We start from the raw sequence: 26,143 nt of genomic DNA, 5'->3' as shown, positions 1-26,143 counted from the left end.
GAGGGTGACGCGATTCCCATCGCTCAGCGCTTGGCCGAAAGGGGACCAGCCATGACCACATATGTGCCAAAAGCCGTGCAAGAGGCGCTGGATGCAGCGCGCGTTTCCGGCCTGAAAAAGAAGAGCCGCCTGCGAGTGGCTGTGGATGGCGGCTATTTCCCGGTGCTGCGCACCTGGGAAAACGGATTTTCGGTCGAAGAGGAATTTGCGCCGCAGCTGCGCGGGTTGGTCGATCTGTATGATGGATCGCGCCACGTGTCGCAGTGCCTGATTGTTGCCTCAGAGGCCGCAGGTGGCGAGATGCGCTATGAGTTCAAGCGCTCGACTGCGGCAGCTGACAAGGCTCCGCTGGATTTCTATCGTGCTCCGGATGCGCCAATTGGCCTGATTGGCACGGAGGGTGCCGAAGGGCGGCTGCAGTAATTGCCATGGCGATCGGCGGCGTGGCGATCTCGGTCTGAGGGATTGCAGGTTCCATCTGTCGCCAGGGGCAGCAGAGAAGGGGGCTTTGCCCCCGTCGCCGCAGGCGACTCCCCCAGGATATTTTCGGCCAAATGAAAGCGGTGGAAAACAGCTCTGCTGTGAATTTTGAGGCAACGGGGGCTCAGGGTCTGATCTCTACTCGGGTCCCGAGCCCAGCCAAGTGCCAGAGCCGTTCCATTTGAGAATTGGTGACCGCGATGCAGCCTTCGGTCCAGTCTCCGGGCAGAACAAGCGCCTGGCCCAGGGCATTGGGTTGGCCGTGAATGAAAATATCACCTCCGGGGCTGAGGCCTGCCTCTGACGCGCGGGCGACATCCCTGGGCCGAGGGTAGTTTAACCCCAGTGACAGATAGAAACTGCTGTTGGGATTACGGCGGTCGATCTTAAACAGACCCTCGGGTGTTTTGCCGTCGCCCTCTTGTTGTTTGTCACCTTCAGGGGCAAAGCCAAGGGCGATGTTAAACTCCAGGACAACCTGCCCGTTCCGGCGTGCGGTGAGGCGGCGTGCGGATTTATCGATCAGGATATGATCAACCCGCTCGGCCTGCACCGCCAGGTCCGGGGGCACAGGTCTGGAGCCATAGTGGCTCCAGATCCCCCAGCCGAAGGCAAGAATAACGGGCACGATCAGAATGACCGCCACCCGCTTGAGACCGACGCGCCGCATCAAGACTATTGCAGATCCGCAAACGCCTTTGCCAGGCGTTCCCCTGCCTCAACGATACGGCTGCGCTGGGTGCCCATGTTGAAGCGCAGGAAGTTTTCACCACCGCTGCCAAAGGTCGTGCCATGGTTGGCAGCAATGCCGGCATCCTGCTCGACCCGTTTGGTGAATTCTTCGCGGCTCATGCCGGTGCCGGAGAAATCAATCCAGGACAGATAGGTGGCCTGCAATCTCATAGAGTTGAGACCGGGGATCTTGGCAATGGCGGCGTCAAAGACCTGACGGTTGCCGTCGATATAGGCGACCAGCTCATCCGCCCATTTTGCGCCTTCCGGGGAGTAGACCGCAGCGGTTGCCAGTTGACCCGCCGAATTTGGCGACAGGGCCAGCGCCAGCATGCGGCGCTGGAAGCGGGCGCGCAGGTCGGGATCGGGGATGATCACCTGCCCGGTGTGCAGCCCGGCAAAGTTGAAGGTCTTGGACGGGGCGGTGAGCATCAGCAGCCGGTCAGTGATTTCCGGCACCGCATTCTGCATCGGGATATGGGTAGCGCCATCAAAAACCAGATCGTGATGGATTTCATCCGACAAGAGGATCAGATCGTGGCGTTTGGCAAAATCAGCCACCTCTTGCAGCTCGTCCTGGGTCCAGACCCGGCCACCGGGGTTATGAGGCGAGCAGAGGATGACCATCTTTTCCTTGCCGGTCATCTGCGCGTCATAGGCATCCATATCCATTTCATAGCGGCCATCGCGGTTGATCATCTCGCATTCCACCACCTGGCGGCCAGCGTTGTTAATCACCTTGGCAAAGGCGTGGTAGACCGGGGTGAACAGGACAATGCCATCCCCCGGCTGGGTGTATGTGTCCAGACACATGCCGACGCCGTTCACCAGTCCGGTGGTGGTAAAGATGGCTTCGGGGTCGACCGTCCAGCCGTGGCGGTTCTGCATCCACCAGCAGATCGCCTGCTTGTAGGGGGTATCACAATTCACATAGCCATAGATGCCATGATCGGCCATTTCGCGCATCTTTTCAGTGACCATGGGCGGCACGGCAAAGTCCATATCGGCGACCCACATGGCGAGCCCGGTGTCAGGTGAGACACCATAGAGGCTCTCCATATAGTCCCATTTGGCGCAATGGGTGCCGCGACGGTCGATGATGCTGTCAAAATCCATGGGGATACTCCGCTTGTTTGCCAGCGAAGCTAGCGGCTATTGCGCCATGTGCAAGGGCTCTGTTGATCTGTAGCTTTGCCATGGCAAGCAGGGCGTTGCAGTCATAGGGGCAATGTCCTAAATCATCCTCATGAAACATTCGATCCTGATCCATCCCGATCCCCGTTTGAAAAAGCTCTGCGCTCCGGTTGCGGATCTGTCGGACAAGCTGCGCCTGCTGGCCGACGACATGCTGGAAACCATGTATGCAGCCCCCGGCATCGGCCTGGCCGCGCCACAGATCGGCGTGATGGACCGGCTCATCGTGATGGATTGCGAAAAGGCCGAGGGTGTCGATCCCAAGCCCTTGATCATGTTCAACCCTGAGATCATCTCGGCCTCGGATGAGACCAATGTCTACGAGGAAGGCTGCCTGTCGATCCCCGATCAATATGCTGAGGTCACCCGCCCCAAGGAGGTTGAGGTGCAATGGCTGGATCGCGATGGCAATCAACAGCAGCAGAGTTTTGACGGGCTTTGGGCCACCTGTGTGCAGCATGAGATCGACCATCTGGATGGCAAATTGTTCATTGATTACCTGAAACCGCTGAAACGGCAGATGATCACCCGCAAGATGCAGAAACTGAAAAAAGAGCGCGCCCGCGCCAAAGGAGCCTGATCATGGCTGTGCGCCCCTGCCTGCCCTGGCCCGACAAGCGTCTGCGCACCCCTGCGGCTGAGGTGAGCGAGATCACCGATGAGGTGCGTGAGATCTGGAACGATATGATCGACACTATGGAGGCCATGCCCGGTGTGGGTTTGGGGGCAAACCAGATCGGCGTGATGTTGCGCCTGGCCGTGGTGGATGGCTCCAAAGAGCGCGGCCGCGCCGTGCGCATGGCCAATCCCGAGGTGCTGCATGCCTCGACCCAGCTTCGTGAGCACGATGAGGCCAGCCCCAACCTGCCGGGCGTCTCGGCCAAGATCAAACGCCCACGCGCGGTGACTGTGCGCTACATGGATGAAAACGGCGAGGTTGCCGAGCGTGATTTTGTCGGTATCGAAGCCACCAGCGTGCAGCATCAGATCGACCATCTGAACGGCAAGCTCTACTTTCATCACCTGTCCAAGATGAAACGCGACATGCTGATCAAGAAATCTAAGAAACTGAGCGGCTAGAGCCTGGGAGCAGTCAGATGCGTGTCATCTTCATGGGAACACCGGAGTTCTCGGTGCCGGTGCTTGATGCGCTGGTCGAGGCGGGTCACGAGATTGCGGCCGTCTACTGCCAGCCACCGCGTCCCGCCGGGCGGGGCAAAAAGGATCGTCCAACCCCGGTGCATGCCCGCGCTGCCGAGCTGGGCTTTGAGGTGCGCCATCCGGTTTCATTGAAGGGCGAAGCCGAGCAGGCGGCGTTTGCCGCCCTGAAAGCAGATATCGCCGTGGTGGTGGCCTATGGTCTGATCCTGCCGCAGGTGATCCTGGATGCCCCCGCCAGGGGCTGCTTGAACATTCATGCCAGCCTGCTGCCGCGCTGGCGCGGAGCGGCACCGATCCATCGCGCCATCATGGCGGGCGATGCGGAAACCGGCGTCTGCATCATGCAGATGGAGGCGGGGCTGGACACTGGCCCGGTGCTGCTGCGCGAAGGCACGCCGATCGGGGCAGAGGAAACCACCAGCCAGCTGCATGACCGGCTGTCCGAGATGGGGGCCTCGCTGATTGTCACCGCGCTGCGTCATCTTGATGGGCTGACGCCGGACGTGCAGCCTGAAGAAGGCGTCACCTATGCCGCCAAGATTGACAAGAATGAGGCCCAGATCGACTGGAGCCAACCGGCGGAAGAGGTCGACCGCAAGATCCGCGGGCTGTCGCCCTTTCCTGGCGCCTGGGTTGAAATCGATGGGCAGCGGGTGAAACTGCTGGCCTCGCGTCTGGCAACAGGTAAAGGCCAGCCGGGGCAGGTGCTGGAGGGGGATCGGCTTGTGGTGGCCTGCGGTGAGGGCGCAGTAGAGCTGTTGCGCTTGCAACGGGCGGGCAAAGCTGCGCAGGATCGGGAGATCTTTCTGCGCGGCTTCCCCTTGGAGACCGGGCGACAGCTGTAACGGGAGGGTGCGGATGTTTCCGGTCCTGATGGGAACCATAGTGCTTGCCGGGATCACCGGTTACATTGCCGAGAAGACTGGCTTTACCCAAAACGGCTATCTGTCTTCGATCATCATCTGCATCGGCGGCGCCTTTCTGTTTTACTTTGTGCGGCTGATGTTTGGTTTTGGCTTTGCCTCACCGGGGCTCAACGCCATTGTGTCGTCAATTGGGGCGCTGATCATTGTGCCCTTCCATTGGCGGCGGTAACGGAGCGCACACATGAGCATTGTTTTCCTGATCATCATCGGCATTGCAGCCGGATTTGTCGCCACCAGGATCATGGGCATTGAATCCGATATCATCACCACCATGGCAATTGGCATCGCCGGAGCCCTGATCGGTGGCTTTGTCCTGCGCGCGCTGCTGACGGTGATGGGCATGATCGCGGGGCTGGTGGGCGCCGTGCTGGGCGCCCTGGTGCTGATCTGGCTCTGGCAGACCTATATCAAGCGCTGACCCCTTCCAGCGGGCAGCCCTCCACCGTGATGCGGTGCATGTAGCGGCGAAATCCGTGATAATCGTTGATCGCCTTGTGCCAGGTAGCGCGGTTGTCCCACAGGGTGATGTCGCCCGCCTGCCAGCGCACCCGGGCCTGCAGTTCCGGTTGCTGGCAATGCTGATAGAGCATCTGCAGCAGGGCCTCGGATTCCGCCGCGCTTAGACCGTCGATCCGGGTGGTGAAGACCGGGTTCACAAACAGAGATTTGCGCCCCGAGAAGGGATGTTTGATCACCACGGGATGCAGGACATCCTGGGTGGCGGCCTCGGCGTTGCTCAGTCGCCCGCTGCGCACCGCCTCGCTGTCCTGGGCTGCCATGCCAAAGACGTGGCGTGAGCTGTGCCAGGCGGACAGTCCTTCCAGTATCTTCTGCATCTTTGGCGACAGGCTATCATAGGCTTGAGACATCGAGACAAAGAGCGTGTCCCCGCCATAGGGCGGCACCTCGATGGCGCGCAGCAGCGAGCCCATGGCCGGGGCCTCATCATAGGAATGATCGGTGTGCCAGCCCTCTCCGACGGCGGCCCTTTGGTCCTTTTCCTTCAGCACAGTGGCGATCTCGGGGTGACCGTCCACAGGCTTGAAAAACCGGTTCACATTGATCGGGCCAAAGCGACGGGCAAAGGCGATGTGATCCTCCGGCGTCACCTCGGCCTGGCCTCGGATCACCAGCACTGAATGGGTTTTGAAAGCCTCAAAGAGAGGTGCAAAATCGGCCTCCTGGCGAATATCCGCGCCCTGCACCTCGGCACCCAATCCGCCTGTCAAAGGGGTAATCTGCATCGCGTTGTCTCCTGTTTGCTGCCGACAACGCTAGGGGATTTCAAAAGGCTGGAAAAATATATTATTCTGCGCTCAAAGGATAAAAAAACTGATGATTAAATTCACCCTGCGCCAGCTTGAGCATTTCTCCACTGCCGCCCGTCTGGGCAGCATCGCGGCGGCTGCACGGGCGCTGGGCATGACCCCAGCTGCCATTGCCGCGTCTTTGGCAAAACTGGAAGAGGTCAGCGGGGTGACACTCTTTGACAGGTATCCAGCGCAGGGCATTCGGCTGACCACGGCCGGGCGAGAGGTCCTGGAGGCGGCTGCAGGGATTCTCTCTCGCGGGGAAGAGTTGCAGGCAGGGCTTCACGGGTTGGAGCAACGCAGCCGGGGGCATCTGCGCTTTGGTTGTTACCCGGCGCTGGCCTATGTCTTTGCGCCGCCCATCCTGATGACACATGGCAATCGCTGGCCCGGCGTCCAGCTGGAGATTTTTGAGACCCATTTTGAGGAGATGCAGCAGCTTTTACAGCGGGCGGAGGTGGATTTGATCCTGACATATGATCAAGGGTTGGACCCAGAGCAATTTGACATTCAGCCGCTGATGCAGGTGCGCCCCAAGGTTCTGCTTTCGGCGCGCCATCCCCTGGCCCATCGCGCGGCCTTGTCGATCAGTGATCTGGAAGGGCTGCCCTATCTTTTGGTGCAGGATCCCGGCGCGGGGCCCGGCTATCTGGATTTGCTCCGCGCGGCGGGGGCCTCCCCCGAAGTGGCATTGGTCACCAGATCTTACGAGCTGGCCCGCTCCTGTGTTGGCAAGGGGCTGGGCTATAGTCTGATGGCCTTTCAGCCGCCAAATCCGCAAACCTATCATGGCGACAGGGTGGTTGCCTTGCCGCTCTCCACGGATCTGGGTCCGCAGGAGGTGGTGCTAGCCTATCGCAAGGGACGTGGGTCAGAGCCGCTGATCAAGGCCTTTGCCCAGAGCTGTCAGGAGGTTTTTGCTGTGCAGGCGCCGCCGCATGCGCAGCTGTTCCTGGCCTGAGCGCCTCTTCTTGCTGGTGGAGCGGTCACTGGCGCGGGGGGCGGCTTTTGTAGACTGGCAGGTGCCAGCCAAAGGCGATGGAGCCTGCCCGCAAGACCCAGGTGACAATGGCGCAAAGGATGAGAGTTGGTCCCGTGGTCAGGCCCAGTGAGGCTGCCGTTATGGCGGCTATGGCGCCGCTCATGGCGCAGGTGATGTACAGCTCACCCTGTTTTAGCACCAGGGGGACTTCACCAACCACCACATCGCGCATCAACCCGCCCAGGCTGCCAGTGGCCATGCCCATCAACACTGCGATGACATCGGGTTTGTCCAGTGCCATGGCAACCCCGGTGCCGGCAGATACCGCAATGGCCAGGGCAAAACTGTCGAGCCAGATCAGCAAGCGCAAGCGACTTTCCACCAGATGCGCGGTAAAGAACACCACAACAGCGGCCAGGGCGGCCAGCAGGATGTGGTTCGGATCGGCAACCCAAAACACCTCGTCCCGGTTCAACACCAGATCCCGTACTGTACCGCCGCCGACGGCGGTCAGGCAGGAAATGAAGGCAAAGCCGACGATATCAAGCTGCGCCCGGCTGGCGACCAGGGCGCCGGTCAGGGCAAACACCAGCACCGAGGCATAGTCCAGCAGAGTGACAAGACTCATCGCTGCCTCTCCCTGATCCCCGGCACCGGCCTCATGCTTTGGATTTGCTTTTCTTGAACGGGGCCATACCGGCGCGGGCCAGCTCATCAGCGCGTTCGTTTTCGGGATGGCCGGCATGGCCCTTGACCCATTCCCAGGTCACCCGATGGCGGCTTTGGGCGGCATCCAGACGCTGCCACAGCTCGGCGTTCTTCACCGGCTTTTTGGCGGCGTTCTTCCAACCGTTCTTTTTCCAGCCAAAGATCCAGCCGGTGATGCCGTTTTTGACGTAGTTGCTATCGGTCACCACGGTCAGAGCCGAGGGGCGATCCAGGCTTTCCAGCGCATTGATCGCAGCCAGCAGCTCCATCCTATTGTTGGTGGTATTGGCCTCGCCGCCTTTGAGTTCTTTTTCCTTGATGACGGTTTGGCCGTCCTTGGCCTGCAACAGGGCACCCCAGCCACCGGGGCCAGGATTGCCGGAACAGGCACCATCGGTATAGGCATAGAGATCAGCCATGACAGGCCACCGAAATCCAGCGGGCCATAGTGCCATCCAGGCCTTTGCTTTCGCCGTAGGCGCAGTCCCCTACCGTAAATCCGGCGGTCATCAGCTGATCTTTCAAGTCGTCTTCCTCAAAGTAGGTATAAAGCCGCCCTAGGGCGTCGCGGGCCTCGCCTTTACCCAGTTTGAGCGCGATGTAAAAGACGCCTCCGGGTTTCAGGCACTGTTTGATCTGAGCCAGATGCTTTGGGAAATCTGCGCGCGGCGCATGCAGCAGGCTGAAATTGGCCCAGATCCCGTCATAACGTGCCGTGCCTGAGATTTCGGAGAAGGTCGCCTGCCAAGCACTGACCCCTTCCTGAGCATTTGCCAGGGTGACCATCTCCGAGGAGGCATCCATCGCATCGGCCTGCAACCCTGCAGCCGCCATGACGGCCGCTGATGTGCCGGGACCGCAGCCGAGATCCAGCACCCGGCCAGCTGTCGGGCAGGCCGTGATAAAGCTGTGCAGGCGGGGATCCTGACTGAGGTAGTCCTGGTTTTGGGCTGCGTAGTCTGCGGCTTTGTCGTCATAGATGCGGAGTGTTTCTGCGTCGCTCATGGGGGGCTTTTCTGTGAAAAAGGAAGAGGGGCGCGGTCTAGGCGCGCTCAAACGCCAATCGTGCGGCAAGGGCGGCAAAAATGCTGGCAAAGCCTCGGTTCAGCCATTTCAACACGGTTTCCGATCCCAGGATGAACTGCCGGGCCTGGGCGGCAAAATACCCATAAAGCACAAAGACCCCAAACGTGAGCCCCATGAAGACCGCCCCAAGAAGTGCCATTTCAGTGGTGGCCGAGGCGGGATCCCCTGACAGAAAGGGCGGCAGCAGCGCGAGGAAAAACACCGAGAGCTTGGGGTTGAGGATATTGATCAAGGCGCCGCGCTGGGCAATGCGCAGGGGGGATTGGGCTTTGGCCTCGGCGGAAAGGCTGAGGGCGCCCCCGGAGCGAAGGGCCTGCCAGGCCAGATAGAGCAGGTAGAGCACCCCGAGGATCTTGACGATCTGAAACAGCAGGGCCGAGCTGTGCAGCACCGCCGCCAACCCAAGCGTTGCAGCCGCGAGATGCGGCAGAATGCCAAGGGTGCAGCCCAAAGCCGCCCAGATTGCGGGTCGCGCCCCCTGACCCAACCCCAGAGCCAGTGTATAGAGCACCCCGGTCCCGGGTGCCAAAACCACAACAATGGCGGTGATCAGAAACTGCATGGAAATCATGGGCTCTCCTTCTCTGGCGGGGCTTGGGTAAACTGGAAGTCACAGCCTATGAGCAAGCACTGGCGCAGTAAATAGGAAGAGCAGTTCTGACGTTAGATCGGAAGTCAGACTGAGTTGCCAGGGGCTGATCCAGCGGGTTGGCGCAGCACCCGTGGAACTTTAAATTCGACACGTTCCACCGCGGTTTCCACCACTTCGACCGTCACATCATAGCGGGCCCGAAAGGCGTCGATCACCTCATTGACCAGCAACTCCGGGGCCGAGGCTCCGGCGGTGATGGCAATGCTGGAAATGCCGTCGAGAGCGCGCCAGTCGATGTTTTCAGCCCGCTGCACCAATTGAGCGTATTTGCATCCTGCCTTTGATCCCACTTCGACCAGACGTCGCGAATTGGAGGAGTTCGGCGCGCCGACCACCAGCATGGCATCGGATTTGGGGGCAACGGCCTTCACCGCTTCCTGCCGGTTGGTGGTGGCGTAGCAGATGTCTTCTTTGTGGGGGCCGATGATGGCTGGAAAACGGGCTATGAGCGCGGCGACAATGCCCTTGGTATCATCCACCGACAGGGTGGTCTGGGTGACATAGGCCAGTTGCGCGGGGTCACGCACCTGCACCTGGGCCACATCTTCGGGGGTTTCCACCAGAATGACTTCGCCTTCGGGCAATTGCCCCATGGTGCCGATGGTTTCGGGATGGCCCTTGTGGCCGATCATGATCATCTGCAGCCCCTGCTCCGCATGGCGCTGGGCCTCGATATGGACCTTGCTCACCAGAGGGCAGGTGGCATCGACATAGACCATTTCGCGGGCTTGGGCCGCGGCGGGAACCGATTTTGGCACCCCATGGGCTGAAAAGATTACCGGCCGGTCCTGCGGGCATTCTTCCAATTCTTCGACAAAAACCGCGCCTTTGTCCCGCAGCCCGTCCACCACAAATTTGTTATGGACGATCTCGTGGCGCACATAGACTGGGGCTCCCCATTTCTCGAGCGCCAGTTCGACAATTTTAATGGCGCGATCAACGCCGGCACAAAATCCGCGTGGCGCCGCCAGATACAGGGTGAGGGCAGGTTTGGTCATCAGCGTCTCCTTAGGGGCAGGAGTAAGGCTTTGCAAAGCCAAGGTCCAGCCTGATGACAGGGTCGCGGATCGCCTGTTTTTTTGGCAGTAGGCCTGCTTTGGCGGCCCAAAGCGCGCCAAGGGCCGGATATTTCAAAAAAAGGAATATGTTAACGGGTCTGCGGCATGTTCGGAGAGCCTGTTGAGGCCCTGCGGGCGTTACGGGAAATGGAATGATGCAAGATTTCTTGGTTGTCGGGGTAAATGAGTGACACGCGCTGTATCTGATAGAACGGACCAGGCTGGCTGCCATCCCTGGGATGAGGACAACGACTTTGTCGCGCGGCAGCACCGGATTTCCATGAAGCGGCGATTCTATACCGTGAGTGCCACCTGCAATGCGGTTGTGGTTTTGGGCTTGTTGTGGATTTTTCTGGGGGTTGTCATTCAGGCGCCTGTTATGGTGGTGATCTCGACCGTGGCGATCATTGGCGCAGTTATCACCCGCATACTGCTGAAGACCAAATACAAACTTCTGGCCCGTCTTCTGTGGTATTCTACCGGATTGGCTGCAGTCTTGGGGGCGGTTTTCACACTCCCTCCGGAAAGCAATGTCGAACTGCTCTTTGTGGTCTTGTTGGGTGGGCCATTCATGACGTTTTCAGTACGTCGCGAAATGCCGATGATCCTGCTGCTGCTAGGGGTTATCCTGGGCAGTTGGACTTTGTTTCGGGTGTTGGGGCATGACTACTTTGGCGCGCCTCTCTTGGGAGATCTGATCCCGTCCGCTTACCTTTCCGGCGGAATTTTGGTGACGACCTTTGCCATCACGACTGTTGAAATGATGGCCTTTGGTCGATTGGCTGAAAGCTATAGCGATGATCTGTTGCGGGCGCATCAGGAGGAAAGCAAGGCAAACCAAGCCAAGAGTGACTTCCTGGCGGCCATGAGTCATGAGATCCGGACGCCGATGAACGGCGTTCTTGGGATGGTCGAAGTGTTGCAAAAGACCGATCTGGCACCAGAGCAGCGCCGCATCTTGCACACGATTCAGGAATCATCAAACTCGCTGTTGTGGATCATCGACGATATTCTTGACGTCTCCCGGATCGAAGCCGGGAAGATGGAGTTGTTTGAAGCGCCAATGCGGCTGTTGCCATTGATCGAAGGGGCGGCGGCCACGCTACGTCCCCATGCCAGTCAAATGGACGTGGAACTTGCGCTTTCTCTACAGGTGGATCTGCCGGACACCCTCAGAGGGGATGCAGGTCGGCTGCGTCAGATCCTGCTGAACCTGATGGGTAATGCCATCAAGTTTTCAGAGCCTTCGCCTGAGGCTGCAGATGGCGCTGGGCGGGTAGAGCTGAGGGTGGAGATTCACGAACCCGGCTGGATTGACTTTGTGATTCAGGACAACGGCATCGGCATTGAGCCGGAGCTGCAGGAGGCGATCTTTTCTCCCTTTGAACGCTCGGCCGAGGTGTCAAAACGCATGATTAAGGGGAATGGGCTTGGGCTAACGATTGTGCAGCAGCTTGTCTCCAAAATGGGCGGCACCATCTCGGTTGACAGCACCCTGGGAGAGGGCAGTGTTTTTACCGTGCGTCTGCCCATCATCGAGCCTTCGGGGCCAATCAAAGCGCCCCGGTTGGCGGGAACCAAGGTCGTGGCGATGCAGCCTACTCCAGGGCAGGGGGGCAATTGGGCCAGCTATATTCTGGCGGCAGACTGTGATCTGAAATGGGTCTCCAGCCAGGAAGAGTTCCTTTCGCTTGCCCGTATGGCTGGGCGCCAGTCGGTCTTTATACTGCCTCAGGATGCGGCTGAGGGGCACCAAGTGTCGTGGTTCCGCAATCGACTGGAACAGGAAATGCCAGACCTGAAGGTGCTGGAGTTCAAATCTTATGAAGAGGTGCAACAGGCCGGGGTAAACGCCCACTGGGCTGTGGTGCAATCCGGGCCGATACTACCCAGCCAATTGTGGGAGGCTCTGGAAACGCTGGTCGGGTGCGACAGCACGCTGGGTAAAGACACAGTCGAGACCTTGAAACCCTCTCTGTCTTCGAACCGGATGGGAGGACGCATTCTTGTGGCGGAGGACAATGAAATCAACCGCGCCGTCATTGAGAACCAACTGGCTTTGCTGGGCTGTGAGGTCACGCTAACCTGTGATGGCGCAGAGTGCCTTTCAGCTTGGCGCGATGGGGACTTCGATCTGATCCTGGCCGATTGCCAGATGCCGACCATGGATGGCTTCGAGATGACCCGCGCCATTCGCCAGATCGAAACGGAACAGGGCCGGCGTCGCATGCCAATCATCGCGGTAACGGCAAATGCTCTGGAAGGTGAGATCGGAAAATGTCTGGCCCAGGGTATGGATGCCTATGTCTCCAAACCGGTGACCATTGCCGGTCTTGAGGCTGTAATCCGCCAACACTTGACGCCCAGAGATGTGAGCGCCGAAACCCGGCGATGGGCGACGGGGCAACATGGCTAGAAGCAAAGCCCTGCGGTTTCTTGGGCAAGGAAATGCAAAAGCCGAAGTGTGTTACTTCGGCTTTTGCGCAGGATGGGCCTGGGAGTGTTGTGCAGAGGTTTGGTCAAAACAAAGAGAGTGAGTGGCAATCCGTTTTGACCGATCTGACGCAATCTATGGTTTGCACCTATGTCCACCTGGCTGGTGAGTGAAAAAGCCCAGTGGCATCGGTCGCGAGCAATATCCCATTGTGCTGCTGGTTCGCGTTTGAACCAGGCGGCAGTGATCCTCTCAGAGCAAACAGGGCGAGGCCTCAAATCTCTTTGGCGCTCGGTCGCGTTTGCTCAGAGCGTGTTACCCGGGTACGGCTGAAACGGAGCGCGTGTCCATGGGATGTTCCCGTGGGGGGCGCCCTATGACGTCTTTCAGCTCTTCCAGCTCGATAAAATTGTCGGCCTGACGGCGCAATTCATCAGAGATCATTGGCGGTTGGCTGCGAATGGTGGAAACGACAGAGACGCGAACGCCTTGACGCTGCAGGCTGGCAATCAGCGGGCGGAAATCTCCGTCCCCAGAAAACAGCACAATGTGATCCACGCGCGGTGCCAATTCCATGGCATCCACCGCAAGCTCGATGTCCATGTTGCCTTTGACTTTGCGACGCCCCATGCTGTCGGTGTATTCCTTGGCAGGCTTGGTCACCATGGTGAAGCCGTTATAGTGCAGCCAATCAACAAGGGGGCGGATGGGAGAGTACTCGTCATTTTCCAGCAGAGCCGTGTAATAAAAGGCCCGCAAGAGCTTACCGCGACGCATGAATTCCTGCCGCAGAAGTTTGTAGTCGATATCAAAACCCAACGCCTTGGCTGCGGCGTATAGGTTTGAACCGTCTATGAACAGCGCAAGCCGTTCGTCTTTGTAAAACATCCTAAAGTGTCCTTCCGGTAAATCCGTTTACGCCAGATGATCCGTGAGTGTAATTGGGGCGGCGAAACGGGTGGACATATTGTAAGTACTTTGGCACCTGCTTCAAGTGTACGGTTTTTCCTAAATGGGGTCAAAAGTGACCATTATGCGAACAAAAGCGATCATTTCTTTGGGAGGCAACCTGCCCTTGGGCGAAATGTCGCCGCGAAAAATACTCTTGGCTGCAGCGCGGGAACTGACTCTTCTTATGGGCGAACCATGCCAAGTTTCGCGCCTTTTTCAAACCCCTTGTTTTCCAGCGGGTGCCGGACCCGATTTTGTGAATGCCGTTTTGTCGGTTGAAACGGACCTCGACCCGGCAAGATTGCTCTCGTGTTTACATGATGTTGAGCAGAAATTTTCACGCCTTAGAAAGCAGCGCTGGGGGACCCGGACATTGGATTTGGACTTGATCGCTTTGGGCGAGAAAGTGCTCCCTGACCTGGGCGTCCATCAGCGCTGGCGTGATTTGCCCCTGGAGCAGCAGATGAAAGAAACGCCGGACCAACTGATTCTCCCGCATCCTCGGATGCAGGACCGGGCCTTTGTTCTGGTGCCGATGTGCGATATCTGTCCGCAGTGGCGCCACCCAATTCTGGGAAAAACAGCAGCGGAACTCTGTGCGGAGCTGCCAGAAACCGACCTGGAAGCTGTTCAACCGCTTTAATCACCGCAGGGTGATGCTTTCTGCGCTTGTCAACACTTAGATTTGGGCGTAAAAGTCGCGCTTCCGGACCCACATTTCTTTTGGAGAGTCGCCTATGGCCCGCGTAACGGTTGAAGACTGCGTAGACAAAGTACCCAACCGCTTTGAGTTGGTGATGTTGGCGGCCCATCGTGCCCGCGAAATCGCTGCCGGTGCTGAGATCACCGTAGAGCGTGACAACGACAAGAACCCCGTTGTGTCGCTGCGCGAAATTGCAGATGAAACGCAGCGCGCCGATGATCTGCGCGAGCGTCTGATTGAAAACAATCAGAACCAGATCGAAGTTGATGAGCCCGAAGAAGATTCGATGGCTCTGTTGATGGGTGCCGAAACAGACAAGCCCGCTGAAGATGACATGTCAGAAGAAAAACTGCTGCGTGCTCTCATGGAGGCGCAGGGGCAGGGCTGAAGACAGCCATACTACCCTAAAAATTGAGGCTGCGGACCGGATATGATTTCACCAGAAGACCTGATTGCTCTGGTCCGCAACTACAACCCCAAAACCAATGCAGGCAAGATCGCCGAGGCTTTCGCCTATGGCGAAGAGATGCATGAAGGCCAGTTTCGCCACTCAGGTGAGCCCTATTTCACCCATCCCGTGGCTGTCGCCGCCCTGTTGACTGAACAGCGCCTGGACGATGCCACTATCATCACCGCCCTGCTGCACGACACCATAGAAGACACCAAGGCCTCATATGAGGAAGTCGCCACCCGTTTTGGTGAGGAGGTGGCCGAGCTGGTGGATGGGGTCACCAAGCTGACCAACCTGCAGCTTTCCAGCCGCGAGACCAAGCAGGCCGAAAACTTCCGCAAACTCTTTATGGCCATGTCCAAGGACCTGCGGGTCATTCTGGTCAAGCTCGCCGACCGTTTGCACAATATGCGCACCATCAAGGCGATGCGGCCCGAAAAACAGGCGCAAAAAGCCCGCGAAACCATGGATATCTATGCGCCGCTTGCCGGTCGCATGGGGATGCAGTGGATGCGCGAAGAGCTGGAAGACCTGGCTTTCAAGGTGCTGAACGCCGAAGGCCGCCAGTCGATCATCCGCCGCTTTGTCACGCTGCAGCGGGAAACCGGTGATGTTATTCACCGGATCACAGGTGATATGCGGTTTGAGCTGGAAAAGGCCGGCATCGAGGCGGAAGTCTTTGGCCGCGCCAAGAAACCCTATTCGATCTGGCGCAAAATGCAGGCCAAGGATCAGGGCTTTTCACGGCTGTCGGATATCTATGGTTTCCGGGTGATCACCCAAAGCGAAGAAGATAGTTACCGGGCGCTGGGGGCGATCCATCAGCGCTGGCGGGCCGTTCCAGGGCGGTTCAAAGATTACATCAGCCAGCCAAAATCCAACGGCTATCGCTCTATCCACACCACGGTGTCGGGGCGCGATGGCAAGCGGGTCGAGGTGCAGATCCGCACCCGGCAGATGCATGATGTTGCAGAAACCGGCGTGGCAGCCCATTGGTCCTACCGCGACGGTGTGCGTTCGCAAAACCCCTTTGCGGTGGATCCGGCCAAATGGATTGCCTCGCTTACTGAACAGTTTGACGCCGAAGAAGATCACGACGAGTTCCTCGAAGCGGTGAAGCTCGAGATGTATTCCGATCAGGTGTTTTGTTTCACTCCCAAAGGGGATGTGACCAAACTGCCCAAGGGCGCGACGCCGATTGATTTTGCCTATGCCATCCACACCAGGATTGGCCATGCCTGTGTTGGCGCCAAGATTGACGGCATTCGGGTGCCGCTCTGGACCCGTATCCGTAATGGCCAATCGGTCGAAGTGATCACCGCCGAGGGGCAAACCCCGCAGGTGAGCTGGTTGGAGATTGCCACCACCGGCAAGGCGCGTACAGCCATTCGTCGCGCACTGCGCGAGGCGGATCGGGCTCGATTTGTTAAACTGGGGCGGGAGCTTGCACGTTCTGCCTTTGAACATGTCGACAGAAAATCCACCGATAAAACTTTGGAAACCGCCACAAGGGCCCTGCGGATCAGCTCGGTTGATGAGCTGCTGGCGCGGCTTGGTGCGGCAGAGATAACCGCTCATGATGTGGTGCAGGCGGTCTATCCCGAGCTCACCTCTCAGGACGGTGATGTGATCTCTCCCAGGCGCGCAGTGATTGGTCTGGAGCCGGGGCAGAGCTTTGAGCGGGCCCCCTGTTGTCAGCCCCTGCCCGGAGAGCGGATTATCGGCATCACCTATCGCGGTCGCGGTGTTGTGGTGCATACTGCGGATTGCGACCGTTTGGGCGAATTCGAAGACCAACCGGAACGCTGGGTCGATGTGCATTGGCACAGTGGCACACATCCGGCGGTCTACGGTGTTACCCTCGGGTTGACCATTGGTAATGACGCCGGGGTGCTGGGACGAATTTGCACATTGATTGGTGAGAAAAAGGCCAATATTTCCGACCTAGAGTTTTCAGATCGGAAACCAGACTTTTACCGGCTGATGATAAATGTTGAACTCAGGGATGTGGAACAGCTGCATTCGCTGATGCTAACATTGGAAGCCGAGAGCGACGTCGCTGAAGTAGCGCGTTTCCGGGAGAAGCCGGAGAAACGGCTGTCTTTGGGGTGAGGCTCGGTTGGAACTAGGAAGGACGCAGGGCTTTGGTTTTCAGGCGCCGTGACAGACGCCCGCTTCATCGAGCGGTTGCGGATTTCATCTGGCCCCGAGGGGGCTGGAAGCGGGCGTTTCTATACGTAAAGCACCGGGTACGCCGTTTGCCTGATTCGCCAGAGCGTATCGCACGGGGCGTCTGGGCCGGGGTGTTCACCACTTTTACGCCGTTTTATGCCATGCATTTCATCGTTGCCGCTTTGATCGCGCGGCTGATGAACGGCAATATCCTTGCGGCCCTCAGCGGCACCTTTTTTGGCAATCCGCTAACCTATGTGCCTATCGGGGTGGCGGCGCTTCAGACCGGGCATTGGATGCTGGGCACGGATTATGAAGAGGTCGACAAATCCTTGGTCGGCAAGTTCTTTGATGCGGGGAAGGACCTAAAGGACAATCTCTTCGCGCTTTTTCATGATCGCCCTGCCGACTGGAATGGGCTGAATCTGTTTTATGACGAAGTGTTCTTTCCTTATCTGGTGGGGGGCGTCATTCCGGGCGTTATCACCGCCACCATTTGCTATATGATCAGCCTGCCAGTGATCCGCGCCTATCAACAGCACCGCCGTTCGCGTATTAAGGCCAAATTCGAGGCGATCAAGAAACGCGCTGAAATGGAGGCGGCCGGGATTACCGCTGTGGTGGAGCCCGCCAAACCAAAGCCAAAGATGGCGCTGCCACGGGTGCGCAAGGCAAAATAGATCCTTTGCCGGTCTGCGGGGGGTTGCCCTTGGCGGCTTGCTGTCTAATCTCGCCGCAACAGATACTGATTTCAGGACAATTGACATGGCTCAGAACGCGTTGCGGTTGGGTGTGAATATCGACCATGTGGCCACGGTGCGAAATGCCCGTGGTGGCGACAATCCGGACCCGGTACGGGCCGCTATCTTGGCGCAGAACGCAGGCGCCGACGGCATCACGGCGCATCTGCGCGAAGACCGCCGCCATATCATCGACAGTGACATCGACGGATTGATGGCGGCTTTGCGTATTCCGCTGAACTTCGAGATGGCCGCCACCGAAGAGATGCAGGCTATTGCCCTGCGCCACAAACCCCATGCAGTGTGTTTGGTGCCGGAAAAGCGCGAAGAGCGCACAACCGAGGGCGGTTTGGATGTGGCAGCCAATGACAATGCGCTGGCGGAGTACATTGCGCCGCTGGCAGCGGCAGGCAGTCGGGTGTCGATGTTCATCGGTGCCGACAAGGCCCAGGTCGAGGCCAGCCACCGCATCGGTGCGCCAGTGATTGAGCTGCATGCCGGTGCCTATGCCGATGCCTGGGCTGAGGGTCGCTGGGAAGAACGCGACGCGGAGCTGGCAAAGATCACTGAGATGGCCACCTACGCCCATGGGTTGGGGCTCGAGGTGCATGTGGGCCATGGGCTGACCTATGAAAGCGTTGGCCCAGTTGCGGCCTTGCCAGAGGTCAAGGAGCTGAACATTGGCCATTTCCTGATGGGCGAGGCGATGTTTGTTGGTCTGCCAGCCGCCCTGGCCGAGATGCGCCGCAAAATGGACGAGGCGCGGGCGTGATAGGTCCTGAATGGATTGCGCTCTGGTTGGCTTGGTTGCTGGCGGGGGGCAGTCCAGGCCCTGCGACACTCTCTATTGCGGGCACCTCGATGAACACGGGGCGGCGCGGCGGGCTGGTGTTTTCGTTAGGTATTCTATTTGGCTCGGCCTGTTGGGGGCTTGCGGCTGCAGCCGGGCTCAGCGCTTTGATGCTGGCAAACGCCTGGGTCTTTGAACTCCTGCGCTACTGTGGAGCCGCTTATTTGCTTTTCCTCGCAGTGAAGTCCCTGCGATCTGCTTTGGCACCTCATAACTCTTTGTCGCAGCGGGCCTATGGTGGCACGGGTTGGCAGCTATTTGGTAAGGGCGCTCTTATTCACCTCACCAACCCCAAGGCGATCCTCTCCTGGGCTTCAATCTATTCTCTGGTGCTGCCTGCGGGATCGACCCCGGTTCAGGTTTTTGGATTGTTTGCCTTCCTCTATTCCGGTTCGATTCTCGTCTTTGTTGGCTATGCCTTTTTGTTCTCCACTCCTGGTGTGGTGGCCCCCTATATGCGGATGAAGCGCTGGTTCGAGTTTGCCTTTGCGGGTTTCTTTGGCTTTGCCAGTCTCAAAATCCTGACCGCACGTCTGGACGGATGATGTCATGATCCTTGGCATCGGAACCGATCTTGCCAATATCGAACGGATCCAGGGTACGTTGGACCGCTTTGGCGATCGCTTTCGCAATCGGGTCTTTACCGAGATCGAGCAAGGCAAGGCAGAGCGTCGGCTCGATGTGGCGGGCACCTACGCCAAACGCTGGGCTGCCAAAGAAGCCTGCTCCAAGGCCCTGGGCACGGGGCTGCGCATGGGCATCGCCTGGAAGGATATGGCAGTCAGCAATCTGGAAACGGGGCAGCCGGTGATGAAGGTCACAGGCTGGGCCGCTGAGAGGCTGGCCAAGATGACCCCTGCCGGGCACCAAGCTGTGATCCATGTCACCCTGACCGATGATCACCCCTGGGCGCAGGCCTTTGTGGTTATTGAGGCCCTGCCAATCCCCTCTCAGACAGGGGGGCAGCCAGCTCAATTCACCGGTGAAGCTTGACTCGGGGCTCAGACGCCCTCATGTAGCGCCGGACCCTTTTATGTATAACCCGGAGAGCCTGATGACGGCAAAACCCACGGCCGGACAATCGATCCTCGAAACGGTAAAGACCATTGTTTATGCCCTTTTGATCGCTGGGGTCTTCCGGACCCTGTTTTTCCAACCTTTCTGGATCCCGTCGGGGTCGATGAAAGAGACCTTGCTGATTGGTGATTTCCTCTTTGTCAACAAGATGGCCTATGGCTACTCCTATGCCTCCTGCCCCAGCGTGCGCATTGGTGCCATTGGTCTGAATATCGATGCCGAGGATATCTGCGGCTTTCTCGACAGCGAAAATTCCCGCTTTTTGGGCTCAGAACCCGAGCGCGGTGATGTGGTTGTCTTCCGCCATCCGGTGACCGGCACTGATTTCATCAAGCGGCTGATCGGCCTGCCCGGCGATAGCATCCAGGTCAAGGACGGCGTTTTGTTCATCAATGGGACGGCTGTTGGTCTTGAGGATGCGGGCAACTTTGAAGAAGTCATGGCCCCACAGGGGCCTCAGGGCTCTTTTCCTCGTTGTGAAAACCAGCCCGTGGGCCAGGGCGGGACCTGCCTCAAATCGCGCCAGATCGAGACCCTGCCCGGGGGCAATAAGCATGTGATCCTTAATATCGGCAATCAGTCCGCGGATCACACCGGTGTTTACAAGGTGCCCGAGGGCCATTTCTTCTTTATGGGCGACAACCGTGACAATTCCAGCGATAGCCGCCTGGCTCAGACTGCTGGCGGTGTTGGCTTTGTGCCGCTGGAAAACCTGATTGGCCGCGCCGACCGGATTATGTTCTCTTCTGCCGGACGCTCCATGCTGTTCTTCTGGACTTGGCGTTCGGACCGCTACTTCAAGGGGATCGAGTGAAACTATCCAAAGAAATGCGCATCTTTGAAGAGCGGATCGGGCATCAGTTTGCCCGGCCAGAACTTCTGGTGCGCGCCTTGACCCATCCCTCGGTCTCCTCGCCAAATCGCAAGGACAACCAACGTCTGGAGTTTCTGGGCGACCGGGTGCTTGGCCTGGTCATGGCCACAGCCTTGCTGGAGCACGACAAAGAGGCCAGCGAGGGCCAGCTGGCGCCGCGTTTCAATGCGCTGGTGCGCAAAGAGGCCTGCGCTGATGTCGCCCGCGAAATCCAGCTGGGCGAGGTGCTGAAACTGGGCCGCTCCGAGATGATGTCGGGCGGGCGACGCAAACAGGCGCTGCTGGGTGACGGTATGGAGGCGGTGATTGCCGCCGTTTACAAGGACGCAGGTTTCGAGGTGGCTCAGGCGATGATCCTGCGCCTGTGGGGCGCACGTGTGCATCAGGTCGAAGCCGATGCCCGTGACCCCAAAACCGCGTTACAGGAATATGTCCAGGCCCGGCGCCAATCCCCGCCTGACTATGTTCAGATCGCCCGGGAAGGCCCGGATCACCAACCTATCTTTACCATTGCCGTTCGGCTGGAAGACGGCACTGAGGAGCGCGCAGCAGCGGGCTCCAAACGTCTCGCAGAACAGGCCGCAGCCAAGGCGCTCTTGGCACGTTTGGAGCAAACATCATGACAACACGCGCTGGTTTCGTCGCCCTGATCGGAGAGCCCAATGCGGGCAAATCCACCCTTCTGAACCGGATGGTCGGGGCCAAGGTCTCGATCGTCACCCATAAGGTGCAGACAACCCGTGCCCGGGTGCGTGGCGTGGCGATGGAGGGCGAAAGCCAGATCGTTTTTGTTGACACGCCGGGCCTGTTCCAGCCGCGCCGCCGCTTGGACCGCGCCATGGTTGCCGCCGCCTGGGGCGGCGCGGCCGATGCGGAAATTGTCCTCCTGTTGGTCGAGGCCCATCGCGGCATTCCCGAGGGTGTGGAGCGCATCCTCGAGGGGCTCGCGGATGTGGCCCAGGGCCGTACTGTCGGCCTGGTGATCAACAAAATTGACCGGGTGCAATCCGAGGTTCTGCTGGGGCTGACCAAGGAACTGAACGACCGCTTTGATTTCGCCGAGACCTTTCTGATTTCCGCCGAGCGCGGTCATGGGGTCGAAGATCTGCGCAGCTGGCTGGCCAAGGAGCTGCCCGAAGGACCCTGGCTCTACCCCGAAGACCAGATCGCGGATCTGCCGATGCGGATGATCGCCGCAGAAATCACCCGCGAAAAGCTGACCCTGCGGCTGCACCAGGAGCTGCCCTACCAGATGACGGTGGAGACAGAAAACTGGGAAGAGCGTAAGGATGGCTCCGCCAAGATCGATCAGGTGATCTATGTGGTGCGCGACGGCCACAAGGGCATCGTGCTGGGCAAACGTGGCGAGACCATCAAATCCGTCTCGCAGTCCTCCCGCGAAGAACTGACCGAATTCCTCGGCCGCAAGGTGCATCTCTTCCTGCAAGTCAAAGTGCGCCCCAACTGGTTGGAAGAGGCCGAACGCTATTCAGAAATGGGACTGGATTTCAAGGACGGGAATTGATTCTGACCTGGGCGGCCCTGCCGCCACCCGGGTTTCATTTGGCCGCAAATATCCCCGCCGGAGGCATCCAGTCTCTGCCTTTTTTTCCGCGCCTAGCGGCTCAGCCCCAGACAGAGGCCCCGCAATGCCCCGACTGACCGCCCGTTTCTGGGTTGATGCCTATCTTGCCCGCCTGCGTTTTCAGGAGATCCCTGCCTTTGTCACCGCCCATGGCGATGACACGGCTGGGGCGGTTCTGGTTAAGCTCAACACCCTGGACGGTCAGGCCCAGAGCTTCCATCGCTCTTATGATCTCATGAGCGGCGCGCGCAAATGGATCGAACAGGCCAGCGGTCTTGAGGCGGATGTGGATGTTGCAATCCGGCGCCAGCAGGAATTTGATCCGGATCTTTGGGTGATTGAAGTCGAGGACCGCCAGGGTCGCCATCTGCTGGATGAACCCGGATTGGAATAGGGCGAAGACACCCATCCTCATGCTTTTGGATCCGGGGTTTTGACGGGGCTTGTTGTCCGTCTTTGGTTCGGGTCTGATGGAAGGGACAGGATCAAGCGAGCAAAGGGGATCAAAGGTGGAATGGCGGGACCATGGCATTCTCCTGACCCGACGGCGCCATGGTGAGGGGGCCGCGATCATAGATGTCTTTACCGAAGAGCACGGGCGTCATGCCGGCATTGTGCATGGTGGTGCCAGCCGTAAAAAGGCTCCGGTGCTGCAACCCGGGGCGCAGCTGGATCTGCTCTGGCGGGCGCGGCTCGAGGGACATCTGGGCAGCTATCAGGCCGAGCCGCTGCGCAGCCGGGCAGCGGCCGCGCTCTCTGGGCGCATGGCGCTGGCGGGCCTGAATGTGGTCACGGCGCTCTTAGGGTTTTGCCTGCCCGAACGTGCGCCCTATCCAGATCTTTACAAGCAGTCCGAGCAGTTGTTGGATCTGTTGGGGCAGGACGAGCTCTGGCCACTGGCCTATCTGAACTGGGAGATGGCGCTGTTGCGGGAGATGGGTTTTGGCCTGGATCTCAGCGCCTGCGCCGTCTCTGGGCGCAACGAGGATCTGGCCTATATTTCTCCCAAGACGGGGCGGGCGGTCTCGCGCCAAGAGGCAGGACAATGGGTCAATCGTCTGTTGCCGCTGCCGCCGGTGCTGCGCGGTCTGGGGGAAGCGCCGGATCACGAGGTGGCAGAGGGGCTGCGCACCACTGGCTATTTCCTGTCCGAGCGCCTGGCCCCCAGTCTGGGCAACCATCCGCTGCCCGAGGCGCGCGCCCGGTTCATTGATATCTTTTCCCGCCGTTTGCAGAGCCGATGAAAGCCTCTCCCGCCGGGAGGTTTCTTCGTCAGGGCTGATCTTTAGCGGTCTCAGCCAGGATCAGCTCTGCAATCCGGGTGCCTATAGCGGCGCTGCCCTTGACCGAAGGGTGGATCATGTCGAAGGCGTGGAAGCTGCGGTCTCCGTGGGGCACCAAATCTGCAAGCGACAGGAAATAGACGCCTTCATCGCGCGCGGCCATCTGGGTGGCCCGTCGGTCCAGCTCCTCGCCGTCATCCTTGCAATATTCAATCGGCGAACCAAGTCCCGGGCTGCGCAGATAGCCAGTATAGATCACCCTGGCCCCGGTGCTGCGTAAGCGCTGCACCAAGTCGGGAATCGCGCCCGTACTGCCATCTCTGGCGGTCAGCCGGTCCATCTTGCGCCGACAGGCGGTGCAACCGCAGCCCAGCCACAGATCATTGCCGCCGCCGTTCAGCACCACCCAATCCCAAGCCGTCTTCTTTGGCATCTGTTTGGGAATGCTCAGTCCCGCCGCGCCACTGACTGGCAGCCGGTAGATCATGCGGGCTGCGGAAACCGAGCGATCCGTCACCTCGACGTCCAGGTGCTGTTCCATCACATCTGATACGGCCCGCTGTGAAGTGCCATTCCAGGCCATCAGGGAGTCGCCCATGACGAGGATTTGTCCCGCCTGCTGTGTTTGGGACGCGCGTTCGCCGCAACCGGACAGGGCCAGCAGAGCGCAGGCCAGAAAGACAAGCCGAGACATGAATTGAGACATGGACAAATGAGGCATGGATAAATGAGACAGGGGCATGTGGCTAACTTGGCATAAAATAGGGGATGGATTGCAATCAAACCGGGTGTGGTTAACCAATAGTGAATTTCTGGCGGGGGGTAAGGCAAAGCCGCGGCATTTTGGGGGCAGGAGAAGCAGCATGTACCGGCTTGGGGGCGCCTGCCCCCGGAAAGCTGGTTGAAACAGAAATGCCCGGCCAATGGCCGGGCATCTGAGGAGTGGGAGACTGTATTAGGGGCAGGCCAGCGGTCAGGCCAGCAGGCGGCGGGCGATGACCTGGGCCTGGATTTCTGCGGCGCCCTCAAAGATGTTGAGGATGCGGGCATCACAGAGCACGCGGGAGATCTTGTATTCCAGCGCAAAGCCATTGCCGCCGTGGATCTGCAAGCCGTTGTCTGCGGCCGCCCAGGCAACACGCGCGCCGAGCAGTTTGGCCATGCCGGCTTCCAGATCGCAGCGATGGCCGTGATCCTTTTCCCAGGCCGAAAAATACGTCAGCTGACGGGCTACCATGATCTCCACCGCCATCATCGCCAGTTTGCCGGACACACGGGGGAAGTTGATCAGGCTTTTGCCAAATTGCTTGCGGTCTTGGGCATATTGCATGGCGATATCCAGCGCCGATTGCGCCACACCGATGGCGCGGGCCGCGGTTTGAATGCGGGCGCTTTCAAAGGTCTCCATTAGCTGTTTGAAGCCTTTGCCTTCGGCCGCACCCAGCAGGTTTTCCTGTTTGACCTTAAAGCCATCAAAGCCCAGCTCATATTCCTTCATACCGCGATAACCCAAAACCTCGATCTCGCCACCGGTCATGCCCTCGGTGGGGAAGGGCTCGGCGTCAGTGCCGGGGGTCTTTTCTGCCAGGAACATCGAAAGGCCACGGTGGTCTGTGGTCTCAGGATCGGTGCGCGCCAGCAGGGTCATTACATGGGTGCGCGCAGCATGGGTGATCCAGGTCTTGTTGCCTGTGACCTCATAATCGCCGCTCGCGGTTTTCACAGCGCGGGTGCGCAGCGAGCCTAGGTCGGAGCCGGTATTGGGCTCGGTGAAGACAGCCGTGGGCAGGATTTCGGCGCTGGAGATCTTGGGCAGCCACTGGGCTTTCTGCTCATCTGTGCCACCACAGAGGATCAGCTCAGCCGCGATCTCCGAACGGGTGGCGAGGGAGCCAACACCGATATAGCCACGCGACAGTTCTTCTGAGACCACAACCATGGAGGCCTTGGACAGACCAAAGCCGCCAAACTCCTCGGGAATGGTAAGACCAAAGACACCCATCTCGGCCAGCTCTTCGATGACCTCCATCGGGATCAGTTCATCCTTCAGGTGCCAGTCATGGGCATGGGGCTCGACCTTTTCCGAAGCGTAGCGGCGGAATTGATCACGGATCATTTCCAGCTCTTCTTCCAGACCCGAGGTGCCAAACATGGTGGCGCCGGCCTGTTCCTGCATCAGCTCAGCCAGACGGCTGCGTGCAGCCTGAGTATTGCCGCCCTCGGTGAGGGTCACAACGGCCTCAGTCCGCAGCGCGTTCAGGGCGTCCTGTCCTAGCCCCAAATCCTGCAGGCGGAGAACCTCGCCTTGGTTCATCTGGATGCCGCCCTGTACCTGCGCCAGATATTCGCCAAAGGCGATCTGGTGGATCAGCTGCTCCATCTCATTAAAGGCGCCATCGCTTTGCAGCTTGTCAGCCCATTGCTGCATCTGGCGCAGCGAGTAGACATAGGTGGCAAGCCAGGAGAGCCCATGGGCGGCAGTCTGGTTTTCTTCGATCAGCTGGCCGGACACGCGGCCGTCCTGGGTGACATCGGCACGCACTGCAAGACGGGCGGCCTCCAGCGTCGACTCCAGTGGGGCAATCGCCGCAGCAGTCAGCGTCAGCAGTTCGGGGAGCACAATCGGTTTCATTTGCAGGTCCTGTCCGTCATGAGCCATTGAATCACGTCCTTCTTTGGTCGCTTGGTGGTAAATCACTTTGCAGGTGCAGCGCAACAAAAATACGCCGCGCTG

31 protein-coding genes are annotated in these 26,143 nt (G+C 59.1%); 20 read left to right on the top strand and 11 right to left on the bottom strand.

Going from position 1 to position 26,143, the window contains the following annotated elements; translation table 11 throughout:
* Positions 1-51: 51 nt before the first annotated feature.
* Positions 52-423, top strand: a complete 372-nt coding sequence (locus AN476_RS05730) for a hypothetical protein (RefSeq protein WP_054460033.1) — start codon at positions 52-54, stop codon at positions 421-423.
* 181 nt (positions 424-604) lie between these two features.
* Here the strand turns inward: AN476_RS05730 and AN476_RS05725 are convergent, their stop codons facing one another.
* Together AN476_RS05725 and AN476_RS05720 are read right to left on the bottom strand one after the other, a co-directional pair.
* Positions 605-1,150: a murein L,D-transpeptidase family protein gene (locus tag AN476_RS05725; RefSeq protein WP_054460032.1), complete on the bottom strand. Its 546-nt coding sequence runs from the start codon at positions 1,148-1,150 to the stop codon at positions 605-607.
* 5 nt (positions 1,151-1,155) lie between these two features.
* Entirely contained in the window at positions 1,156-2,328 is a 1,173-nt protein-coding gene (locus tag AN476_RS05720) for a MalY/PatB family protein (RefSeq protein ID WP_054460031.1), read from the bottom strand.
* Positions 2,329-2,458: 130 nt separating this feature from the next.
* On the opposite strand from AN476_RS05720, the gene def (AN476_RS05715) reads away from it, so the two are divergent.
* Genes def (AN476_RS05715) through AN476_RS05695 form a run of 5 tightly spaced genes read left to right on the top strand, consistent with a single transcriptional unit; the run spans position 2,459 to position 4,911 of the window.
* Positions 2,459-2,986, top strand: coding sequence for a peptide deformylase (gene def, locus AN476_RS05715; RefSeq protein WP_054460030.1), 528 nt, complete (start codon positions 2,459-2,461; stop codon positions 2,984-2,986).
* 2 nt (positions 2,987-2,988) lie between these two features.
* Entirely contained in the window at positions 2,989-3,486 is a 498-nt protein-coding gene (gene def, locus AN476_RS05710) for a peptide deformylase (RefSeq protein WP_054460029.1), read from the top strand.
* A gap of 17 nt (positions 3,487-3,503) precedes the next feature.
* Positions 3,504-4,412 (top strand): methionyl-tRNA formyltransferase, encoded by a 909-nt coding sequence (fmt, locus tag AN476_RS05705; protein ID WP_054460028.1) that lies wholly within the window; start codon positions 3,504-3,506, stop codon positions 4,410-4,412.
* 13 nt (positions 4,413-4,425) lie between these two features.
* On the top strand, positions 4,426-4,662 hold the full coding sequence (locus AN476_RS05700) for a hypothetical protein (RefSeq protein WP_054460027.1): 237 nt from the start codon (positions 4,426-4,428) through the stop codon (positions 4,660-4,662).
* 12 nt (positions 4,663-4,674) lie between these two features.
* Positions 4,675-4,911 carry a GlsB/YeaQ/YmgE family stress response membrane protein gene (locus tag AN476_RS05695; protein ID WP_054460026.1) on the top strand — a complete coding sequence of 79 codons (237 nt, stop codon included), beginning with the start codon at positions 4,675-4,677 and terminating at the stop codon, positions 4,909-4,911.
* On the opposite strand, the gene AN476_RS05690 is transcribed toward AN476_RS05695, so the two are convergent.
* Positions 4,901-5,737, bottom strand: coding sequence for a TauD/TfdA family dioxygenase (locus AN476_RS05690; protein WP_054460025.1), 837 nt, complete (start codon positions 5,735-5,737; stop codon positions 4,901-4,903). The genes AN476_RS05695 and AN476_RS05690 overlap by 11 nt on opposite strands.
* 91 nt (positions 5,738-5,828) lie before the next feature.
* Between AN476_RS05690 and AN476_RS05685 the strand changes: the two genes are divergently transcribed.
* The gene (locus tag AN476_RS05685; protein ID WP_054460024.1) at positions 5,829-6,764 is read left to right on the top strand and encodes a LysR family transcriptional regulator; all 936 of its coding nucleotides are present in this window, start codon (positions 5,829-5,831) and stop codon (positions 6,762-6,764) included.
* Positions 6,765-6,789: 25 nt separating this feature from the next.
* On the opposite strand, the gene AN476_RS05680 is transcribed toward AN476_RS05685, so the two are convergent.
* The 5 genes from AN476_RS05680 to ispH all read right to left on the bottom strand — a co-directional run bounded on the left by AN476_RS05680 (position 6,790) and on the right by ispH (position 10,229).
* Positions 6,790-7,413: a trimeric intracellular cation channel family protein gene (locus AN476_RS05680; protein ID WP_054460023.1), complete on the bottom strand. Its 624-nt coding sequence runs from the start codon at positions 7,411-7,413 to the stop codon at positions 6,790-6,792.
* Positions 7,414-7,444: 31 nt separating this feature from the next.
* Positions 7,445-7,912, bottom strand: a complete 468-nt coding sequence (gene rnhA, locus AN476_RS05675) for a ribonuclease HI (RefSeq protein ID WP_054460022.1) — start codon at positions 7,910-7,912, stop codon at positions 7,445-7,447.
* Entirely contained in the window at positions 7,905-8,498 is a 594-nt protein-coding gene (locus AN476_RS05670; RefSeq protein ID WP_054460021.1) for a bifunctional 2-polyprenyl-6-hydroxyphenol methylase/3-demethylubiquinol 3-O-methyltransferase UbiG, read from the bottom strand. The genes rnhA and AN476_RS05670 overlap by 8 nt, the downstream gene beginning before the upstream one ends.
* A gap of 37 nt (positions 8,499-8,535) precedes the next feature.
* Positions 8,536-9,150: a LysE family translocator gene (locus AN476_RS05665; protein WP_054460020.1), complete on the bottom strand. Its 615-nt coding sequence runs from the start codon at positions 9,148-9,150 to the stop codon at positions 8,536-8,538.
* 104 nt (positions 9,151-9,254) lie between these two features.
* Positions 9,255-10,229, bottom strand: a complete 975-nt coding sequence (ispH, locus tag AN476_RS05660; protein WP_054460019.1) for a 4-hydroxy-3-methylbut-2-enyl diphosphate reductase — start codon at positions 10,227-10,229, stop codon at positions 9,255-9,257.
* A 247-nt stretch (positions 10,230-10,476) separates the two neighbouring features.
* Between ispH and AN476_RS05655 the strand changes: the two genes are divergently transcribed.
* Positions 10,477-12,705 carry an ATP-binding protein gene (locus tag AN476_RS05655; RefSeq protein ID WP_157063687.1) on the top strand — a complete coding sequence of 743 codons (2,229 nt, stop codon included), beginning with the start codon at positions 10,477-10,479 and terminating at the stop codon, positions 12,703-12,705.
* A gap of 333 nt (positions 12,706-13,038) precedes the next feature.
* Here the strand turns inward: AN476_RS05655 and AN476_RS05650 are convergent, their stop codons facing one another.
* Positions 13,039-13,611 (bottom strand): NYN domain-containing protein, encoded by a 573-nt coding sequence (locus tag AN476_RS05650; RefSeq protein WP_054460017.1) that lies wholly within the window; start codon positions 13,609-13,611, stop codon positions 13,039-13,041.
* 145 nt (positions 13,612-13,756) lie between these two features.
* Here AN476_RS05650 and folK point away from each other — a divergent pair, with 145 nt between their 5' ends.
* The 12 genes from folK to recO all read left to right on the top strand — a co-directional run bounded on the left by folK (position 13,757) and on the right by recO (position 23,370).
* Positions 13,757-14,317: a 2-amino-4-hydroxy-6-hydroxymethyldihydropteridine diphosphokinase gene (gene folK / locus AN476_RS05645; protein ID WP_371257315.1), complete on the top strand. Its 561-nt coding sequence runs from the start codon at positions 13,757-13,759 to the stop codon at positions 14,315-14,317.
* A 94-nt stretch (positions 14,318-14,411) separates the two neighbouring features.
* Positions 14,412-14,765: a DNA-directed RNA polymerase subunit omega gene (gene rpoZ, locus AN476_RS05640; protein WP_054460016.1), complete on the top strand. Its 354-nt coding sequence runs from the start codon at positions 14,412-14,414 to the stop codon at positions 14,763-14,765.
* A 42-nt stretch (positions 14,766-14,807) separates the two neighbouring features.
* The gene (locus AN476_RS05635; RefSeq protein WP_054460015.1) at positions 14,808-16,940 is read left to right on the top strand and encodes a bifunctional (p)ppGpp synthetase/guanosine-3',5'-bis(diphosphate) 3'-pyrophosphohydrolase; all 2,133 of its coding nucleotides are present in this window, start codon (positions 14,808-14,810) and stop codon (positions 16,938-16,940) included.
* 32 nt (positions 16,941-16,972) lie between these two features.
* Positions 16,973-17,680: a DUF2062 domain-containing protein gene (locus AN476_RS05630; protein WP_054460014.1), complete on the top strand. Its 708-nt coding sequence runs from the start codon at positions 16,973-16,975 to the stop codon at positions 17,678-17,680.
* Positions 17,681-17,765: 85 nt separating this feature from the next.
* Positions 17,766-18,512: a pyridoxine 5'-phosphate synthase gene (locus AN476_RS05625; RefSeq protein WP_054460013.1), complete on the top strand. Its 747-nt coding sequence runs from the start codon at positions 17,766-17,768 to the stop codon at positions 18,510-18,512.
* Positions 18,509-19,135, top strand: coding sequence for a LysE family translocator (locus AN476_RS05620; RefSeq protein ID WP_054460012.1), 627 nt, complete (start codon positions 18,509-18,511; stop codon positions 19,133-19,135). Before AN476_RS05625 ends, AN476_RS05620 begins: the two co-directional genes overlap by 4 nt.
* Before the next feature lie 4 nt (positions 19,136-19,139).
* Entirely contained in the window at positions 19,140-19,583 is a 444-nt protein-coding gene (gene acpS, locus AN476_RS05615; RefSeq protein WP_054460011.1) for a holo-ACP synthase, read from the top strand.
* A 61-nt stretch (positions 19,584-19,644) separates the two neighbouring features.
* Positions 19,645-20,481 carry a signal peptidase I gene (lepB, locus tag AN476_RS05610; protein WP_054460010.1) on the top strand — a complete coding sequence of 279 codons (837 nt, stop codon included), beginning with the start codon at positions 19,645-19,647 and terminating at the stop codon, positions 20,479-20,481.
* Positions 20,478-21,164: a ribonuclease III gene (rnc, locus tag AN476_RS05605; RefSeq protein WP_054460009.1), complete on the top strand. Its 687-nt coding sequence runs from the start codon at positions 20,478-20,480 to the stop codon at positions 21,162-21,164. The genes lepB and rnc overlap by 4 nt, the downstream gene beginning before the upstream one ends.
* Entirely contained in the window at positions 21,161-22,066 is a 906-nt protein-coding gene (gene era, locus AN476_RS05600; RefSeq protein WP_054460008.1) for a GTPase Era, read from the top strand. The genes rnc and era overlap by 4 nt, the downstream gene beginning before the upstream one ends.
* A gap of 124 nt (positions 22,067-22,190) precedes the next feature.
* Positions 22,191-22,520: a DUF1491 family protein gene (locus tag AN476_RS05595; protein WP_054460007.1), complete on the top strand. Its 330-nt coding sequence runs from the start codon at positions 22,191-22,193 to the stop codon at positions 22,518-22,520.
* Positions 22,521-22,635: 115 nt separating this feature from the next.
* Positions 22,636-23,370 (top strand): DNA repair protein RecO, encoded by a 735-nt coding sequence (gene recO, locus AN476_RS05590; RefSeq protein ID WP_054460006.1) that lies wholly within the window; start codon positions 22,636-22,638, stop codon positions 23,368-23,370.
* A gap of 28 nt (positions 23,371-23,398) precedes the next feature.
* Here recO and AN476_RS05585 read toward each other — a convergent pair whose 3' ends face one another.
* Positions 23,399-24,103, bottom strand: a complete 705-nt coding sequence (locus AN476_RS05585) for an SGNH/GDSL hydrolase family protein (RefSeq protein ID WP_083464258.1) — start codon at positions 24,101-24,103, stop codon at positions 23,399-23,401.
* A 279-nt stretch (positions 24,104-24,382) separates the two neighbouring features.
* Complete coding sequence (locus AN476_RS05580) at positions 24,383-26,068, bottom strand: acyl-CoA dehydrogenase family protein (RefSeq protein WP_054460005.1); 1,686 nt, start codon at positions 26,066-26,068, stop codon at positions 24,383-24,385.
* Between the last annotated feature and the right edge of the window lie 75 nt (positions 26,069-26,143).

This window comes from Phaeobacter sp. 11ANDIMAR09 (assembly GCF_001294455.1).
Classification (GTDB): domain Bacteria; phylum Pseudomonadota; class Alphaproteobacteria; order Rhodobacterales; family Rhodobacteraceae; genus Pseudophaeobacter.
The sequence above is the reverse complement of the archived record's forward strand: the minus strand, read 5'-3'. Positions and strand labels throughout refer to the sequence as shown.

Excerpts from the sequence above, each read along its gene's own strand:
- def (WP_054460030.1), top strand. The coding sequence starts at position 2,459 with ATGAAACATTCGATCCTGATCCATCCCGATCCCCGTTTGAAAAAGCTC.
- AN476_RS05720 (WP_054460031.1), bottom strand. The coding sequence starts at position 2,328 with ATGGATTTTGACAGCATCATCGACCGTCGCGGCACCCATTGCGCCAAA.
- AN476_RS05695 (WP_054460026.1), top strand. The coding sequence starts at position 4,675 with ATGAGCATTGTTTTCCTGATCATCATCGGCATTGCAGCCGGATTTGTC.
- AN476_RS05685 (WP_054460024.1), top strand. The coding sequence starts at position 5,829 with ATGATTAAATTCACCCTGCGCCAGCTTGAGCATTTCTCCACTGCCGCC.
- lepB (WP_054460010.1), top strand. The coding sequence starts at position 19,645 with ATGACGGCAAAACCCACGGCCGGACAATCGATCCTCGAAACGGTAAAG.
- ispH (WP_054460019.1), bottom strand. The coding sequence starts at position 10,229 with ATGACCAAACCTGCCCTCACCCTGTATCTGGCGGCGCCACGCGGATTT.
- acpS (WP_054460011.1), top strand. The coding sequence starts at position 19,140 with ATGATCCTTGGCATCGGAACCGATCTTGCCAATATCGAACGGATCCAG.
- AN476_RS05595 (WP_054460007.1), top strand. The coding sequence starts at position 22,191 with ATGCCCCGACTGACCGCCCGTTTCTGGGTTGATGCCTATCTTGCCCGC.
- AN476_RS05650 (WP_054460017.1), bottom strand. The coding sequence starts at position 13,611 with ATGTTTTACAAAGACGAACGGCTTGCGCTGTTCATAGACGGTTCAAAC.
- folK (WP_371257315.1), top strand. The coding sequence starts at position 13,757 with ATGCGAACAAAAGCGATCATTTCTTTGGGAGGCAACCTGCCCTTGGGC.
- fmt (WP_054460028.1), top strand. The coding sequence starts at position 3,504 with ATGCGTGTCATCTTCATGGGAACACCGGAGTTCTCGGTGCCGGTGCTT.
- AN476_RS05580 (WP_054460005.1), bottom strand. The coding sequence starts at position 26,068 with ATGGCTCATGACGGACAGGACCTGCAAATGAAACCGATTGTGCTCCCC.
- era (WP_054460008.1), top strand. The coding sequence starts at position 21,161 with ATGACAACACGCGCTGGTTTCGTCGCCCTGATCGGAGAGCCCAATGCG.
- AN476_RS05585 (WP_083464258.1), bottom strand. The coding sequence starts at position 24,103 with ATGTCTCGGCTTGTCTTTCTGGCCTGCGCTCTGCTGGCCCTGTCCGGT.
- rnhA (WP_054460022.1), bottom strand. The coding sequence starts at position 7,912 with ATGGCTGATCTCTATGCCTATACCGATGGTGCCTGTTCCGGCAATCCT.
- AN476_RS05700 (WP_054460027.1), top strand. The coding sequence starts at position 4,426 with ATGTTTCCGGTCCTGATGGGAACCATAGTGCTTGCCGGGATCACCGGT.
- AN476_RS05670 (WP_054460021.1), bottom strand. The coding sequence starts at position 8,498 with ATGAGCGACGCAGAAACACTCCGCATCTATGACGACAAAGCCGCAGAC.
- AN476_RS05690 (WP_054460025.1), bottom strand. The coding sequence starts at position 5,737 with ATGCAGATTACCCCTTTGACAGGCGGATTGGGTGCCGAGGTGCAGGGC.
- AN476_RS05725 (WP_054460032.1), bottom strand. The coding sequence starts at position 1,150 with ATGCGGCGCGTCGGTCTCAAGCGGGTGGCGGTCATTCTGATCGTGCCC.
- AN476_RS05680 (WP_054460023.1), bottom strand. The coding sequence starts at position 7,413 with ATGAGTCTTGTCACTCTGCTGGACTATGCCTCGGTGCTGGTGTTTGCC.
- AN476_RS05665 (WP_054460020.1), bottom strand. The coding sequence starts at position 9,150 with ATGATTTCCATGCAGTTTCTGATCACCGCCATTGTTGTGGTTTTGGCA.
- AN476_RS05625 (WP_054460013.1), top strand. The coding sequence starts at position 17,766 with ATGGCTCAGAACGCGTTGCGGTTGGGTGTGAATATCGACCATGTGGCC.
- AN476_RS05635 (WP_054460015.1), top strand. The coding sequence starts at position 14,808 with ATGATTTCACCAGAAGACCTGATTGCTCTGGTCCGCAACTACAACCCC.
- rpoZ (WP_054460016.1), top strand. The coding sequence starts at position 14,412 with ATGGCCCGCGTAACGGTTGAAGACTGCGTAGACAAAGTACCCAACCGC.
- def (WP_054460029.1), top strand. The coding sequence starts at position 2,989 with ATGGCTGTGCGCCCCTGCCTGCCCTGGCCCGACAAGCGTCTGCGCACC.
- AN476_RS05730 (WP_054460033.1), top strand. The coding sequence starts at position 52 with ATGACCACATATGTGCCAAAAGCCGTGCAAGAGGCGCTGGATGCAGCG.